The organism is Cryomorpha ignava, from assembly GCF_010686655.1.
GTDB lineage: Bacteria > Bacteroidota > Bacteroidia > Flavobacteriales_D > Cryomorphaceae > Cryomorpha > Cryomorpha ignava.
The window spans coordinates 1-14,318 of the sequence record NZ_JAAGVY010000008.1; the positions used below are offsets into that span (position 1 = coordinate 1).

Genomic DNA, 14,318 nt, shown 5'->3' on the forward strand with positions numbered 1-14,318 from the left:
CTATTTCTAATTTTTCCACACCTATTTTGGTTGCGGCACATTTCAGTTCTTCTATTCTGGTTTCATTTATTTCTGTTTCTGGGTTGTGTCCAAGAGTTAGTAAATGTATAGTTGCACCTTTTTCTTTCAGATAGGAGGCAAGACCAACACAAGTGATTTCATCATCAGCATGCGGGAAAATGAGTAAGACTCTGGTGTTTTCATCGACAGAGGTTTCTAACGGTATTACCGAATTGTCTTGATAGGATGCTATTTTTTCATAGTCAGTGTTATTTGTATTACACCCAACTAACAAAATCAGGGTTGTCCAGATATAAAATTTACAGTTCATGGTTCTTTTTAATGTTTGCCAACGGTTAGTATATGAAAAGTAGGCGATTACGAAGCACGAAACTTTCGGGTAAACACAAAATTTGATACGAGCCACAAGCCTTGATTTTATTACTGTTTCGCCTATTTTTTATATACATTGTTGTAGGGCGTTTTTATTCCTTTAATTGTTCCTTTTTAGCTTTTTCAATATCTTGTAGGTCAATATAATCCCATTTTTCAATATTGTTGTAAACTCCGACAGTCAGAGCTTTGTAATTGTAATAATTTTGTCCATCAGCAGCTAATATTCTGCCTGTAGTCCTTTCGTTAAAAACTACTAAACTGTCTCTTGGTGGTTCGGTAGCTCTTGGGTTAATAGTATTAGGACCATTGAAGTGTCGATTGTCAAGTTCTCCGAGCTCCTTTCGTATGCCATTACTATCTACAAAGAAGAATTCCTGAAATGTATATACATCGTCATTCTGACTGAACTTTGTAAAAAGTATTCCGTTTTCAGGGATTCTATAAACTCTATGAATTCCTTCATATTCCTTTTCTTTTCCATTTTCTTGGTCAAAAATCACATATACAACACCACGAAAATCTTCAGGTATTAGATACCGTTCAGGAATTTCCATAGCGTTCAAAAAAGTAAATGCTACAAAGCCAAAAGGAAGTCCAATTAAAAGTACTTTATAAAACCATTTTTTCCTTGAAAGTAAGCACAAGATTGTTCCGAGAATCATTAAACCAAATCCCAAATACATTAACCAAAAGGTGATGAAGCAAAAAAGTCCAAGAGCAAATAATGCAATTGAAATTCCGAAGAGTGTATTTGAATTCGATTTTGTCATTTTTTAAATGCCCTACAACGGCAAATATAAGAGTAGTGGGGCATTTCGAAGAACATCTTTTCAATTTACCGTAAAGTTCATTGATTGTATAATGTTCATATTTAGACGTAAAGCCCCATTATCTCTTATATAATGTTGTGGTGCGTGATCGTTAATTTAAAATTATGTCAGAAGTAAAAAGAATAGTTTTCTAGTCCAATATTATTTTAGCGGTTAACTCATTCATTATAGCGTTTTTTCATAAGCGGCTTTATCTTTAATCTTCCCATGGGATCTGGAACAGAAAATGAGGTTAAAAGCTCTTGATTTTTAGTATGATAAAAAAATTCAAGCGTAATTTCATTATTCTTGAAAAAGGCATATTCAGGTGTGCTGTATAAAGAGTCATATAATTCATATTGAGTGGTATTTAGCAGTTGCCAATCATTTTCAATTTCATTAACATTAGAAGCAGTATAGTAATATTGCAATTTGAAAGGGCTAATAGTTGTTTTGGATACAAAACTACAACTGTCCCAAATATTTCCGTCTTCCATTTTCATTGGAAGTTTGTTTTTTAGATCTATAATCAACTCTTTGAGATCCCTTCGTATTTGAATATCATTCGGCGTTAATTTATTAAACTTATCTCTCAAATGCTCTTCTTCAATTTGTCTTTGCGTCATTCCTGGATACATTTTAGTATTTATACTATCCTTAAATAGGATCGAAGAAACTCGAATAAGTATTACTGCCGCAACAGAGAATAGAACAGCTTTATAAAATTTATTTTTCATGTATAATTTTTTAGTGTCTAATTAGATCAAGACATGCTGTGAATGTAGATTGGTCACTTCGTTTAGTAGCCATTTAGTTTAGCGTTGACACCGAAGGTAAATGCATTGGAGCACGTTAATTATATACTTCGGAACGGGAGCTATTGTTTATTGGTTCTCGTCTGTAATCCGAGCACCAAAGTAGTCGCTCTTCGCCTTAGCTTGCTTTATTGATTTTTCACCATCATATTCTTTGTAGTACGCGTAAAAAATCAACCTTTCCTTTATCAAAACCATATTAAGAACCATAACAAGAAAATTTTCATTGCTATCAGATTGCAATTTTGTTAAATAAACTTGAGATATTCTTCGGTCATCAGTTCTATAGGACTCAAGCAAAACAGGCCGGTCAAAAGTGACGTGTTTAGTAAGAGAATCGAGTTTTGGTTTAAAATCGCTCCACCTTTCTTTAAAAAATCCCTCTCCAACCTCGTCGTTGATTAGGTCTAATTCAGGCTTTCCCATCTTCATGCCTTTAGCAATCTTTCCTGCATATATTTTAAAGTAATCATCGTGGGCGAATTCACCATAGCTTTCTCTTTTAGCATAATCGCTGTCGCTTAGGTATATTCCTATAATTTCCTCTTTTTCCCGACTTAATTCGTCATGCATTGATGAGATTTTAGGATCAGAGTAACATTCGTTCATTCCCTCAATTTCCGGTAGGCAAATTGAAATGTCCCCAAAAGTTTTTTCATTCCCGCATTGGATGACTTCTATCACCTTTGGGGGTTTGCTGTGGTTCTGGCTACCTATTGGGTCACAACTGATGGCAGCGAGAAGTGGCAAAATGTAAAATATCTTCATCTTATTTATTTATTTAAGACTGTTTTTCTTAGGTAATCTCGTGTTTGCGTGTTTTTAGTTACTCACCTTAAAATTTAAGCGTCAATGTCAAATATCAAAAGAACAGTTTCGCTACAATTGCATAATTTTGATACTAAAGAGCCAAAGTTTCATCCTACTAATAGTATCACCTTCGGCTGTTCGAAAAGCATATTAGAAGAGCATTGAGTTTGTAAGTTTAGACGAACTTTTTAATCTTCTTTCGTATGACCCTGTATTTCGTAGAGAAGTATTTAGCAAACTCGGTCGAGAGATTCCTTGAGTTTATCCCTTTCTCTTTCGTAAGAGTTTTTACGAGCGTTCTTTTTTCGTTCTTTATAAATATCAAACTCTTTCTCTATTTGATAAGATATGTCATCAATTACATCTCGTATTATAAAATCAAACTTTTTATCTTTGTTTATATTCTTTAATTCTCTTATAGCTTCTAAAGAACTTCTTGCGATTGAATTAAGGTCTTGCTCACCCAAGTCTCCGAGTTTACTTCTTGATTCTGATATTACTTTAAAAATTTCCTTTTTGCCCATTTTATGTTCTATTTTAATGCACCACAACGTTTTGCGCATATGGCTTGTGGCGGCTTCCGAAGGTAAATCTTTCATTCCAGGATAATCTCGATCCGAAGATCATGTTTCGAATGTAGGAAAATCCCGCTATAAGCCATATGCAGTGTTGGTGGTAGTTTTCTTTTATTTTCCGAATTTATCAAGATTAAGCTGAATATAATTTGCCGAGTCTGGTTTGAAATCTGTCTTAAACAATGAGAAACTTAAAGTATCTGGATTCATTTTGTTGAGATCATTATTCCACAAATTGTATTTCAATCTGAATGAAGTATCTGATTCAACTTTACCACTATAGAAATTCAGGTCATAGTTGCCCGCTCGATTTACATAGTGTTCAATGAAAATGCTGTCGTTTTCTACCCACCAGATACCCCATCCCCAAATCCCATATTTTTTATCCATAGGATAGAAAAGTGAATCATTTTTGAACTTTTGGTAATACACACTCTTTATGTCAGTTGGATCGTCCTGTGTAGTCCAAATGTTATTCATGTAGCCATTGTCAAAGAGGACGAAGGGTAAATATCCATTTTCAGTTTCTGCAACATAGTATCCATTTACATTCAATGGCCGTGGTCGATTGTGGAGTTTATCTGTGGAGAGATTTTCTTTATTGTATATGGTGATACAGGCATTTAAAGAAACTAAAATGATTATGATCTGTATGACTTTCGCGCTTCTCATTTTAAATTACCACCAACGATCACTGTAAGGTGCGTATCCCGGAGGGTATGCACTTTACAGAATGTTGGTGGTAGTTTTTTCTTTATTTCAAATTTTCAATCCATCTAGCTTCATCTGATTAATAATTTCAGTGGCTACTTTTTCTGGATTGCCAGGCCCCGTTACATTAGAACCCTTCGTGTAGACTCGGGCGGCCCAAATCTTTTTATTTTCTTTTGGGTTCAGCAGTTCTATATTTAGCAATGTGTTGCTAGGTTGTCCGTTGTATAGCGAAACTCGCACGTGATTAATTGTCATGATTATGTCGGCCTGCTGATCTGTCGTTATTTCTGCCCTTTCAGAACTTAAATTTGGATCCATTTCATTGATAACTTTGGTGGTAGCGTCTATACCACTTTCTTTTAGTCCTTGCTTCAAGCTAGCGCACAATTCCTTGCTGAATTTCTCTACGTTATCAGGCGTCCAGCAAACCAGTGCAATATTTTTGATGTCTGAGTTGAAGGTGGTCTGTCCCGTTGAATTAACAGTCGAGGCACACCCACCGAGCCCCATTAAGGCTACACAGATCAATATATTCAACAGTTTTTTTCTCATAATTCTTCTAATTACCACCAACATCCCTATAAACGCAACTTCTCAAATTTCTATATCGTTTATATCGCTTATATAAGCCAGTTAGGATCGTTTTTTCAAATTTAGCACAAACGCATATATTAACCAAGCAAAGAAGTATTGTTACAACATTTAATTATGTCCAGTTCAGCTACTTCGGAAAATACAAGCGCCGGTGAAAAGTAGAATTCGAAATGAACAAAGCCCTTTTGAGACTTAACCCTGATTTCGGTTTAAGGTTTGTTAATAAAATCTCCACGAAATTTTAAGTATCTGTGTTTAACCGTTAGGAACGGCTAAATCGAAAGCGTGACTGTTACTGGAACTCCAGCGTAGGTAGCCTGTACAAAAAACGAAAATGTGGTTACTGAATAAAAGGGTTACATCAGTTAAAAAAAAAAGGCTCTTTTATCCCCAAATTCGTAATTGTTCTCCGCAGAAAATTGGTTTTAGAGAGATTTTAATATTTGTATAACGTTGTTGCAACAATAGCTGTGCAATTCAATTCTGGCGGAACGCCAGACAAAGCCAGCTTCGCTATACTAATGATTAATATCAGCATGCCATGCAGCCCAGACCCAGAACATACTATTCATCAACCTCTAAATTGCAAATTGTCCATTGCCCTTTGCCCATTGCCCATTCATTTCAGCTCAACTTCTTAACCCTCAGCCGCATCGAATTCCCAATAACAATTACATCACTAAACGCCACTGCAAGCGCAGCAACCATCTGATTTAAAAACCCGAAAGCGTCAATAGGAATAGCAACAAATCCGGCTTTTTGCAGCGAATTGCTGATTCCTGCCGCGCAATTGTTGCAGGTCATCCCTTCTACAACGACTGAAATTTCTGCTGTTTCCATAAGGGAAAATTAGGAAAATGAATGGTGATTCGGCTTTTAGAATTCGGAGCTAATTTAAACTTAACGTGAATTTAACATTCAAATTGGGAGTAAAGCTATATATTTGCGAGTATAAATCGCAAAATTGAACAAATGCCATCTAGTTTAGCAAATATTCGTATTGATGTTAGTGCCAAGATTTATCTTAAAGACCCCTATTCATCTGACTTGGGTAAGAATATCGTCGCAAATGCACTTGCGCTGATTGACGAGTTGGGAATGGAAAAATTTACTTTCAAAAAGCTTGCTCATGAAATTAATACCACCGAAAGTGCTATATACAGATATTTTGAAAGCAAGCACAGGCTGGTATTGTACTACATAGCTTGGTACTGGGGATGGATGGAGTATAATCTGGTATTTGGTTTGGCGAATATTTCAGATCCCAAACTAAAACTGGAAATGGCTATAAAAATCCTTACCAACGATTTGAAAGATTCAAATAGTGTGGTATTTAGTATTGAGCGACTTTATCGCGTGGTAATCTCAGAATCATCTAAGGCCTATCTTATAAAAGATGTAGATCACGCAAACAAAGACGGAATTTATCTGCAGTTTAAGAATCTATGTAACCGGTTTAGTTTGCTTCTTCACGATTTTGCGCCAGGCTATCCATACGCACACTCGCTGTCGTCTATGTTAATCCAGGCACATCTTGATCAGCATTTTTTCTATAATCATTTGCCTGCGCTCACAGAGCTGGAAAATGACACCATGCGATTTGAATTTTTTAATGAGTTAATATTTAGCACGTTGTTGGCATGGAAAAACAAGTAAACTATAAGGCTCCAATAGAACGCTTACGCAGATTGCTTTCGGAAGAGCGTAAAATGATTTATCTCATATTTACTTATGCAATAATTAATGGAATCATTGTACTCACCATTCCGCTGGGGATTCAAGCAATTCTGAATTTTATTCTCGGTGGGCGGGTTAGCTCATCGTGGGTAATCTTGGTATTCATTGTTATAACAGGTCTCACCGTTTCAGGCTGGGTTCAAATTGTACAATTGTCGCTTACAGAAAAACTTCAGCAACGCATTTTTGCAAAGTCGTCTTTCGAAATTGCCGTAAGGCTTCCGCGTATTAAACTGGAAGCTCTCCATGATCAATACACACCTCAGATGATTAACCGCTTTTTTGATACTGTAAATCTTCAAAAAGGTATCGCAAAATTGCTTGTGGAGCTTCCTACGTCAACCCTTCAGGTGTTTTTTGGATTTCTGCTTATTGCATTGTATCATCCGTTTTTCGTCCTGTTTTCGATTGGTGTAATCATTTTTCTGTTCTTGCTATTCAAGTACACAGGACCCAAGGGTATACGCACTTCTCTTCAGGAATCAACCAAAAAATACGATGTTGCGAATTGGCTGGAAGAGCTAGCACGTACGCCGGGTACATTCAAATTAGGCGGCATTTCAAATCTCCCACTTTTTAGAATTGATAAGCTACTGGCCGGTTATTTACATTTTAGAAACGAGCATTTTGGTGTATTGCTCAGGCAGTATAAAATTATGATTGCCCTAAAGGTTGTTACCATTAGCTCTCTTATTGTTTTGGGTAGCTTGTTATTAATTGATAACCAGATAAGTTTAGGGCAGTTCGTTGCAGCAGAAATCATTGTAATTCTCATAATGAATTCAATAGAGAAAATAATTCTAAGCTTAGAAACTGTTTATGATGTTCTCGCTTCTGTAGAAAAGCTTGGATCAATTACCGACTTGCCACTAGAAGAAGACGTGAATGAAAACAGCCAGAAAATAGTGGAAAAGAACGGTTTTTCAATAGGTGTTGAGAATCTGGAATTCACCTATCCGGGCTCTTCGTTTCCTACCATTCGCAACTTGAGTTTTAAGCTAGCCAAAAGCGAGAAGGTCTGCCTTTTAGGGCCATCAGGTTCTGGTAAAAGTACCTTGTTGCAGCTTATTTGTGGGTTTTATGAGGTATTTAAGGGGCGCATTACATACAACGATATTCCACTTAGTGCCTTGCAGCTTAATATGTTGAGAATGGATATTGGTGCAAATGTATGGCAGGAAACCATCTTTCACGGTACGCTTCGAGAAAATGTTTCGCTTTCTAAAGATGGCGTGTCTGATGAAATGATTTATACCGCACTCGAAAAGGTAGGTGCCATACCCATGGTAAATCTATTGAGCGAAGGCCTTAATACAATGCTGTACCCTGAAGGACTTAAACTTTCTCGCGTTTTGGTAAGCAAATTAATTCTTGCCAGAGCAATTGTGTCAATTCCTAAACTCCTGATTTTACAGGTTGATGCCGATATTTTCACCAACTTAGAAAAACAAGTTTTTTACGATTATTTGTTTGCCCAATCCTGGAGCATTATCGGCGTAAGCAGAGACGAAGATTTTATTAAAAAATGCAACAGAACACTCATTCTCGATGCAGGAAGTATTCTGTTTTCAGGCGATTATAAATCTCTTAAAGCTTCAAATCATGTTGAATTTATCAGATAACAGAATTGAGCCGGGTAAATATATCTCGCGTTTTGAGTCGCTCAAAAGCGTAGAGTATAGCTTTAAGCCACTAAGAAAAATAAGAACCGTAGTTATTGTTTCTGTCATCTTTGTCGTTTTTCTATTTCTGCCCTGGACACAAAATGTTAGGGCTCCCGGAAATCTCACCACGCTGTATCCCGACCAAAAACCACAAACGGTACAGAATATTATTCCGGGAAGGATTGAAAAATGGTTTGTGCGCGAAGGTCAGTTGGTTCAAAAGGGCGATACTATTATTCAAATGTCGGAAGTGAAGGATGCCTATTTTGATCCGAAGCTTATCGAGAGAACAGATGATCAAATTGGCTCTAAAAAGAATGCTGCAGTGAATTATAAGCAGAAAGCTGGCGCTCTGACTGATCAAATTGATGCCTTGGCAAAAAACAGGATCAATAAAGCGGAGCAAGCTGAAAACGAGGTTATTCAGGCTCAGCTAAAGCTCGTTTCGGATAGCATCGATTTCGAGGCGTCTAAGTTAGATTACGCTATAGCAAGCCAGCGCCTTCAACGAATGGAGGAGCTCTACAAGCAAGGTTTGAAGTCGCTTACTGATTTAGAAAGTCGTAGGCTCAAAGTGCAAGAGTCACAAGCTAAACAGATTAGTGCAGAGAATAAACTCCTTACTGCCCGAAACGAGCTTTTAAATGCAAAAATAGAACTGAATTCTATTGACAATTATTATGCAGAGATGCTTGGAAAGGCAAAATCAGATCGTAATTCTGCGCTCTCAACATTCTATGACACCGAGGCGGAAATTTCTAAAATGCAGGGTCAGCTCTCAAATTACCAGGTACGTAGAGATAATTACTTCGTTACGGCCACTCAAGCGGGCCATATTACGCGCACCTTGTCAGTAGGTTTGGGTGAAACAATAAAGGAAGGAACCGAGATAGTGAGCATTATGCCCATTGATTACGATCTGGCGGTTGAGTTATACATCGAACCCGTTGATTTGCCATTGATGAAAATTGGTGATGAGGCCAATATTATTTTCGATGGTTGGCCTGCGATTGTTTTCTCGGGATGGCCCCAGCTCAGCAACGGAACCTTTGGTGGTGAAGTATGGGCTATTGACAATTTTATTTCATCCAATGGAAAGTATCGTATTATTTTAATTCCCGAAACCGAAGAAGGTGGCTGGCCTGAAGACTTGCGGGTGGGTTCAGGTGCAGATGGAATTATGCTTCTGCGAAATGTGCCACTCTGGTATGAATTGTGGCGTCAACTCAATGGGTTTCCGCCAGATTATTACACGGTTTTTGGTGAGGATGAAGGTAATGGTGAAAAGAAATAGGATGAGAATAGTTTTTTTTCTTCTTTCAATGATCTTTGGTTATCACGCCTTGGCTCAGGTTGAGTCAATCAGCACATCTACTCAGCGCGATTCGGTTTTAGATTATAATAGTTTTCTTAAGTTGGTAGAAGCCTATCATCCGGTTTCGCTTAGCGCCAACTTTAATATGGACATTGCCGAAAGAAATCTAATGATTGCAAGAGGAGGCTTTGACCCGCTTCTTTATGGTAATTACAGAACCAAAGAATTTGGTGAGACTGATTATTACACGGCATTAAATGCCGGGCTCGAAATCCCTACCTGGATGGGAATCACGGTTCGTGGCGGATACGAAGACAATCAAGGACAATATCTCAACCCCGAAAATACCGTGCCCGGCAATGGACTTATAAATGCAGGTATTACAGCGCAACTCGGTTCGGGATTGCTTATGGATAGCAGAAGAGCTGCACTTCGCCAGGCGCAAATTAGCATCGATCTCACTCAAGCTGAAAGGCAGATTTTGCTTAATCGGCTATTTGTGGAAGCTTCAACAGTATATTTTGAGTGGGCCCTTGCCGCCGAAAATCTGGTGGTCACAGAGAACGCGCTGTCGCTGGCCGCCACTCGCTACGAGGCTACCAAGGTGAGTTTTGAGTTTGGCGATTTGCCGGCTATCGATACCACAGAGGCTTATACGCAAGTGCTCGATCGGCTCTATCAGTTACGCGATGCACAATCGCAATGGATTAAGTATGTAAACGCAGCTTCCGTTTATTTGTGGACAGGCGAGCAATTGCCACTGAATATAGCACCAGGCGTTTATCCAAACCTATCTGGAGCCATTTCATTTACCGAAGAACTTTTTGCCATCAACAACAATCATCCCGAATTGCAGAAACTCGAGTTTAAGATAGATTATTTGAATATTGACAGAAGGCTAGCTTCCGAATACTTGCGTCCAAAAATTGAGTTGAAGTATAATTTTCTTTCTGAAAATGCTTTCGCCAATTCGGATACTGAGCTGTTTGGTACTTCCCGATTCTTTGAGAATAATTACAATTTTGGAGCTAAGGTTTCTTTTCCGCTATTTATTCGCGAAGCACGCGGAAAACTCGGAATGACGAAGATCAAAATAGATCAAACCGGCCTGGAGTTCGATTTAAAGCAGGCGCAACTCAATGCAAAGTTGAGCACCTTGATTGGATATTTAGCAAATTTAAGTGATCAAATCAGTTTTTACGAACAAAACATTGCCTTATTGGAGCGCATGCGCGTTGGTGAGGAGCAGCTTTTTGAAAATGGTGAGAGCAGTCTTTTTCTGGTTAATGCGCGTGAAACCAAATTGATAGATGCCGAAATGAAGTACAATGCACTCTTGGCAAAGGAGCGAATCGTTCGAGCAGAAATTCGTGAAATTAGTGGTCAAGGCTTTTTTGATTAAAAAAAATAGCACTTTATATTATGCAAAGAATATAGAAAATACTAATTTTGCACCCTCAATATACACGGTGGTTGTAGCTCAGTTGGTTAGAGCGCCTGGTTGTGGTCCAGGAGGTCGTCGGTTCGAACCCGATCTTCCACCCATCATTAAAAAAGCTGTTTCGCCCGATAGGAGAAACAGCTTTTTCTTTTTAAAAGAATCTGCTTGACGAAATAAAGCGTAGCTGAAATACAAGAAAACACGAATCTTATCGAAGTTCAAGAACTGCTCATCAAAGATCGAACTGGTTTGGCAGTCCTTTTTTCAAATCGTTGAAGGTTGTCCTTCTCAAGAATGATTAAATTTCGGTTTTTATTTTCAATCGAAAGAGTGTATTATTGTGAAACGTGTTGAGGTGAATATGTTGTTTGTTGATCGCCTCAATACCATTTTAGTCAATATGTTTAGTTTGTTTAATGTTTAGTTGAAGAAAGGAGTTTAAAGCTCCTTTCTTTAATTTACAGAGGTTCTTTAACTTTTACTTATCCTGAAGCACCAATATGGGCAATGCAGAATGAGAAATAAGTTTGCGGCTTACCGAACTTCGAAACAGGCCTTCAAAAAATCCATATTGGTGTCGCACTACTACAAGCACATCGGGATTGTGCGTTTCTATACCATCCTGAATGCCTTCATTTATCTCGTTATCAAATAGATAAGTAATACGTGTTTTACCTTCTCCGAAAATGCGATCGAGCTGGCTGCGGAATTTTCCTATTTTCTCATCGTCAGATTCCTGACCCTGTTTTCTAATGTGCAGAAAATCAAGTTTAGCATTTGATTTGCTTGTGAGCGTTGAGAGAAATTGAAGGTGCTTGTCGTTTTCAGTTACTTTCAAGTCTGTTGCAAACAGTATATGCCCAATATTTTTATAAGCATGATCTGCGGGAACAATCATAAGTGGATCTTCCACATTTTTGGCAGCTGAAGCCGCATTTGTACCAAGCCATTTTTCGGTGATACCGCTGGCACCTTGGGTACCCATTACCACAAATTCAATTCCTTCAGTTCGGCTCATTCTGTTTATTACTTCTACAACAGTGCCATGCTGGGCATTGTAGGTAATAAGCACATTTGATTTGTTGATCGATTCCACTTTTCTTTTGAGAAGCTCAAGCTCTTCGTTTGCATTTTTCTCCAAAATCTCGGTAATGTCTACCATTATTGCAGATCCGGTAGCTGGCATACTGTACGCATGAACAACGTGGATAGAATAGTCTAAGAGTTCTGCTAAGCGAATGGCGTATCCAAGGGCGTTAAACGCTCCGTCAGAAAAGTCGGTAGGTACAAGGATGGTATTCATTATGTAGGTTTTAGCGAATTAAATTCTGTTTACTGTAAAGATAAGTCGGAAAGGCATTACAGAAAACTTATTTCGTAAAAGAATATAAAAATTAGAAGAATCTGCCGACTATATGCAAAAAGACCATCACAGCTGTGATGGTCTCTACATTTTATGCAATATGACTTTTAGTCTTTTCTTTTTTCAATAGGAACATAATCTCGCTTGGTTGCTCCAACGTACACCTGACGTGGACGGCCAATTGGTTCCTGATTTTCTATCATTTCTTTCCATTGGGCAATCCATCCCGGGAGGCGACCAATGGCAAATAGTACCGTAAACATTTCGGTAGGAATGCCTATTGCACGGTAAATGATACCAGAATAGAAATCTACGTTTGGATACAATCCACGTTCTATAAAGTAAGGATCTTTTAGGGCAACTTCTTCCAGTTTCCTGGCTATCCCAAGAGCCTTATCGTCCACACCCATTTTAGCGAGTATTTCGTCGCAAGACTTTTTGATAATCGTAGCGCGTGGATCAAAGTTTTTATAAACCCTGTGCCCAAAGCCCATCAGTCTGAATGAGTCGTTTTTGTCTTTTGCTTTTTCAATCCATTTTTGATAATCACCACCATCGGCAATAATCATTTCAAGCATTTCAATTACGGCTTGGTTTGCACCTCCATGCAGTGGGCCCCAAAGCGCAGAAACTCCTGCAGATATAGCTGAATAAAGATTTGATTGTGAAGAACCAACGATACGTACAGTACTTGCAGAGCAGTTTTGCTCGTGATCGGCGTGGAGAATTAGCAATTTATTAAGTGCATCAACTACTACCGGGTCAAGTTCATACTTTTCGCTTGGCACTGCAAACATCATGTAAAGGAAATTCTCTACATACGATTTTTTATTGTCGGGGTAAATGTACGGTTGCCCTTTGCTCGATTTGTACGAAAGTGCAGCCAGGGTGGTAATTTTAGCTACCAAACGATGAAAAGTAAGTTCAATATCTTCTATAGAGCGATTTGGATTTTGTGACTCGGGATAGAAGGTACTCAAAGAAGAAAGCATAGACGACAAAATACCCATTGGGTGAGCCGTAGATGGAAACGCTTCGTAAAAGCGTTTCATATCTTCATGAATCAATGTATGGTTGGTAATTCTTTCTTTAAAGTAGGCACTTTGTTTTTTGTTTGGCAAGTCGCCGTTTATCAGCAAATAAGCTACTTCCAAAAAATCAGAATTTTCGGCAAGCTGCTCAATTGGATAACCCCGGTATCTCAAAATTCCTTTTTCGCCATCAAGAAAAGTGACTGCCGATTTAGTTGCCCCCGTATTCTTGTAGCCCGGGTCTAAGGTGATAAGTCCTGTAGTGGCTCTTAGTTTTGATATATCAATTGCAACTTCGTTTTCGGTACCTGTTACCAAAGGTAGTTCGTATGTTTCACCGTTTACAATAAGCTTGGCAGTTTCACTCATTTTATTCTTAATAATTTTAAATTTATTTTAGTGCGCTAAAGATAATTAACTTAACGCACATTCCTGTTATTTGTTCAGAAAGTAGGAGAGTATAGCAGATATTTTTGCCATTTTTAGCTTCCGCAAATAATCTTCGCTATATTAAGGAGCTTTTGTGTATTCTTCCCAGGTTTTATCCTTGTACACATTCTCTGCAAAGAAGGTGAGAATAGGCATAATTTGCTCTGGTTTATAGAAGCCCTGAACGGGAGATAAAATCCCGAAATCTTCATCCATGTATACAATTGTGGGATAGGCAATTCTGCCATTTACAGGCGCTATGGCCCGTGTAAGATCATGGGTGCCGTTTCTACCTGCCTTATTGGCGTCGTAGGTTTCATTCTTATAAGTCGTGCCTCTGAATGTTACTTCGCCCGAACCTTCTGCATTGAACTTAATCGCGTAGTAGTTTTCATTTATGTACTGTACTACTTGCGGATCGCTAAAAGTAGTATTGTTCATCATTTTACACGGCCCACACCAATCTGTGTAAACGTCCACCATCACCTTTCGGGGTTCCTTTTCCATTTTGGCTTCTACTTCATCCCAGCTTATCCAGTTTATTCCACCCGTTTTATTCTGAGCATAAATTAGTGATGGAAAGAAGAGTAGAAGAAAGAGTAATTTTTTCATAATAATTTGGTTT

At 38.3% G+C, this 14,318-nt stretch carries 15 protein-coding genes and 1 tRNA gene; 5 read left to right on the forward strand and 11 right to left on the reverse strand.

Features of this window, described 5'->3' with window-relative positions; translation table 11 throughout:
* The 8 genes from G3O08_RS06145 to G3O08_RS06180 form a co-directional block, all read right to left on the reverse strand.
* Positions 1-331: PIG-L family deacetylase (locus tag G3O08_RS06145; RefSeq protein WP_204336793.1), on the reverse strand; the 331-nt coding region annotated here is incomplete at its 3' end.
* Between the two features lie 154 nt (positions 332-485).
* A complete protein-coding gene (locus tag G3O08_RS06150; RefSeq protein ID WP_163283936.1) occupies positions 486-1,166 on the reverse strand; it encodes a DUF6843 domain-containing protein in 681 nt (226 codons plus the stop codon).
* A gap of 218 nt (positions 1,167-1,384) precedes the next feature.
* Entirely contained in the window at positions 1,385-1,942 is a 558-nt protein-coding gene (locus tag G3O08_RS06155) for a hypothetical protein (protein ID WP_163283938.1), read from the reverse strand.
* A 147-nt stretch (positions 1,943-2,089) separates the two neighbouring features.
* Positions 2,090-2,788, reverse strand: coding sequence for a hypothetical protein (locus G3O08_RS06160; protein WP_163283940.1), 699 nt, complete (start codon positions 2,786-2,788; stop codon positions 2,090-2,092).
* Positions 2,789-3,060: 272 nt separating this feature from the next.
* The gene (locus G3O08_RS06165) at positions 3,061-3,429 is read right to left on the reverse strand and encodes a hypothetical protein (RefSeq protein ID WP_163283942.1); all 369 of its coding nucleotides are present in this window, start codon (positions 3,427-3,429) and stop codon (positions 3,061-3,063) included.
* 87 nt (positions 3,430-3,516) lie between these two features.
* The gene (locus tag G3O08_RS06170; protein ID WP_163283944.1) at positions 3,517-4,077 is read right to left on the reverse strand and encodes a hypothetical protein; all 561 of its coding nucleotides are present in this window, start codon (positions 4,075-4,077) and stop codon (positions 3,517-3,519) included.
* An 87-nt stretch (positions 4,078-4,164) separates the two neighbouring features.
* Positions 4,165-4,671 (reverse strand): hypothetical protein, encoded by a 507-nt coding sequence (locus tag G3O08_RS06175; RefSeq protein WP_163283946.1) that lies wholly within the window; start codon positions 4,669-4,671, stop codon positions 4,165-4,167.
* Between the two features lie 666 nt (positions 4,672-5,337).
* A complete protein-coding gene (locus G3O08_RS06180; RefSeq protein ID WP_163283934.1) occupies positions 5,338-5,553 on the reverse strand; it encodes a hypothetical protein in 216 nt (71 codons plus the stop codon).
* A 132-nt stretch (positions 5,554-5,685) separates the two neighbouring features.
* On the opposite strand from G3O08_RS06180, the gene G3O08_RS06185 reads away from it, so the two are divergent.
* The 5 genes from G3O08_RS06185 (at position 5,686) to G3O08_RS06205 (ending at position 10,973) form a co-directional block, all read left to right on the forward strand.
* Positions 5,686-6,369, forward strand: coding sequence for a TetR/AcrR family transcriptional regulator (locus G3O08_RS06185; RefSeq protein WP_163283948.1), 684 nt, complete (start codon positions 5,686-5,688; stop codon positions 6,367-6,369).
* A complete protein-coding gene (locus G3O08_RS06190; RefSeq protein WP_163283950.1) occupies positions 6,354-8,072 on the forward strand; it encodes a peptidase domain-containing ABC transporter in 1,719 nt (572 codons plus the stop codon). Before G3O08_RS06185 ends, G3O08_RS06190 begins: the two co-directional genes overlap by 16 nt.
* Complete coding sequence (locus tag G3O08_RS06195; protein WP_163283952.1) at positions 8,053-9,408, forward strand: HlyD family secretion protein; 1,356 nt, start codon at positions 8,053-8,055, stop codon at positions 9,406-9,408. Before G3O08_RS06190 ends, G3O08_RS06195 begins: the two co-directional genes overlap by 20 nt.
* A gap of 1 nt (position 9,409) precedes the next feature.
* Positions 9,410-10,831, forward strand: coding sequence for a TolC family protein (locus G3O08_RS06200; RefSeq protein WP_163283954.1), 1,422 nt, complete (start codon positions 9,410-9,412; stop codon positions 10,829-10,831).
* A 66-nt stretch (positions 10,832-10,897) separates the two neighbouring features.
* Positions 10,898-10,973, forward strand: a tRNA-His gene (locus G3O08_RS06205).
* 375 nt (positions 10,974-11,348) lie between these two features.
* Here G3O08_RS06205 and G3O08_RS06210 read toward each other — a convergent pair.
* The 3 genes from G3O08_RS06210 to G3O08_RS06220 form a co-directional block, all read right to left on the reverse strand.
* Positions 11,349-12,173 (reverse strand): universal stress protein, encoded by an 825-nt coding sequence (locus G3O08_RS06210; protein WP_163283956.1) that lies wholly within the window; start codon positions 12,171-12,173, stop codon positions 11,349-11,351.
* 167 nt (positions 12,174-12,340) lie between these two features.
* On the reverse strand, positions 12,341-13,633 hold the full coding sequence (locus tag G3O08_RS06215; RefSeq protein ID WP_163283958.1) for a citrate synthase: 1,293 nt from the start codon (positions 13,631-13,633) through the stop codon (positions 12,341-12,343).
* A 141-nt stretch (positions 13,634-13,774) separates the two neighbouring features.
* Positions 13,775-14,305 carry a thioredoxin family protein gene (locus G3O08_RS06220; protein ID WP_163283960.1) on the reverse strand — a complete coding sequence of 177 codons (531 nt, stop codon included), beginning with the start codon at positions 14,303-14,305 and terminating at the stop codon, positions 13,775-13,777.
* Between the last annotated feature and the right edge of the window lie 13 nt (positions 14,306-14,318).

What these genes read in the sequence shown, in the direction of transcription:
- G3O08_RS06150 (WP_163283936.1), bottom strand. Translation starts at nt 1,166, where the DNA reads ATGACAAAATCGAATTCAAATACACTCTTCGGAATTTCAATTGCATTA.
- G3O08_RS06155 (WP_163283938.1), bottom strand. Translation starts at nt 1,942, where the DNA reads ATGAAAAATAAATTTTATAAAGCTGTTCTATTCTCTGTTGCGGCAGTA.
- G3O08_RS06160 (WP_163283940.1), bottom strand. Translation starts at nt 2,788, where the DNA reads ATGAAGATATTTTACATTTTGCCACTTCTCGCTGCCATCAGTTGTGAC.
- G3O08_RS06165 (WP_163283942.1), bottom strand. Translation starts at nt 3,429, where the DNA reads ATGAAAGATTTACCTTCGGAAGCCGCCACAAGCCATATGCGCAAAACG.
- G3O08_RS06170 (WP_163283944.1), bottom strand. Translation starts at nt 4,077, where the DNA reads ATGAGAAGCGCGAAAGTCATACAGATCATAATCATTTTAGTTTCTTTA.
- G3O08_RS06175 (WP_163283946.1), bottom strand. Translation starts at nt 4,671, where the DNA reads ATGAGAAAAAAACTGTTGAATATATTGATCTGTGTAGCCTTAATGGGG.
- G3O08_RS06180 (WP_163283934.1), bottom strand. Translation starts at nt 5,553, where the DNA reads ATGGAAACAGCAGAAATTTCAGTCGTTGTAGAAGGGATGACCTGCAAC.
- G3O08_RS06185 (WP_163283948.1), top strand. Translation starts at nt 5,686, where the DNA reads ATGCCATCTAGTTTAGCAAATATTCGTATTGATGTTAGTGCCAAGATT.
- G3O08_RS06190 (WP_163283950.1), top strand. Translation starts at nt 6,354, where the DNA reads ATGGAAAAACAAGTAAACTATAAGGCTCCAATAGAACGCTTACGCAGA.
- G3O08_RS06195 (WP_163283952.1), top strand. Translation starts at nt 8,053, where the DNA reads ATGTTGAATTTATCAGATAACAGAATTGAGCCGGGTAAATATATCTCG.
- G3O08_RS06200 (WP_163283954.1), top strand. Translation starts at nt 9,410, where the DNA reads ATGAGAATAGTTTTTTTTCTTCTTTCAATGATCTTTGGTTATCACGCC.
- G3O08_RS06210 (WP_163283956.1), bottom strand. Translation starts at nt 12,173, where the DNA reads ATGAATACCATCCTTGTACCTACCGACTTTTCTGACGGAGCGTTTAAC.
- G3O08_RS06215 (WP_163283958.1), bottom strand. Translation starts at nt 13,633, where the DNA reads ATGAGTGAAACTGCCAAGCTTATTGTAAACGGTGAAACATACGAACTA.
- G3O08_RS06220 (WP_163283960.1), bottom strand. Translation starts at nt 14,305, where the DNA reads ATGAAAAAATTACTCTTTCTTCTACTCTTCTTTCCATCACTAATTTAT.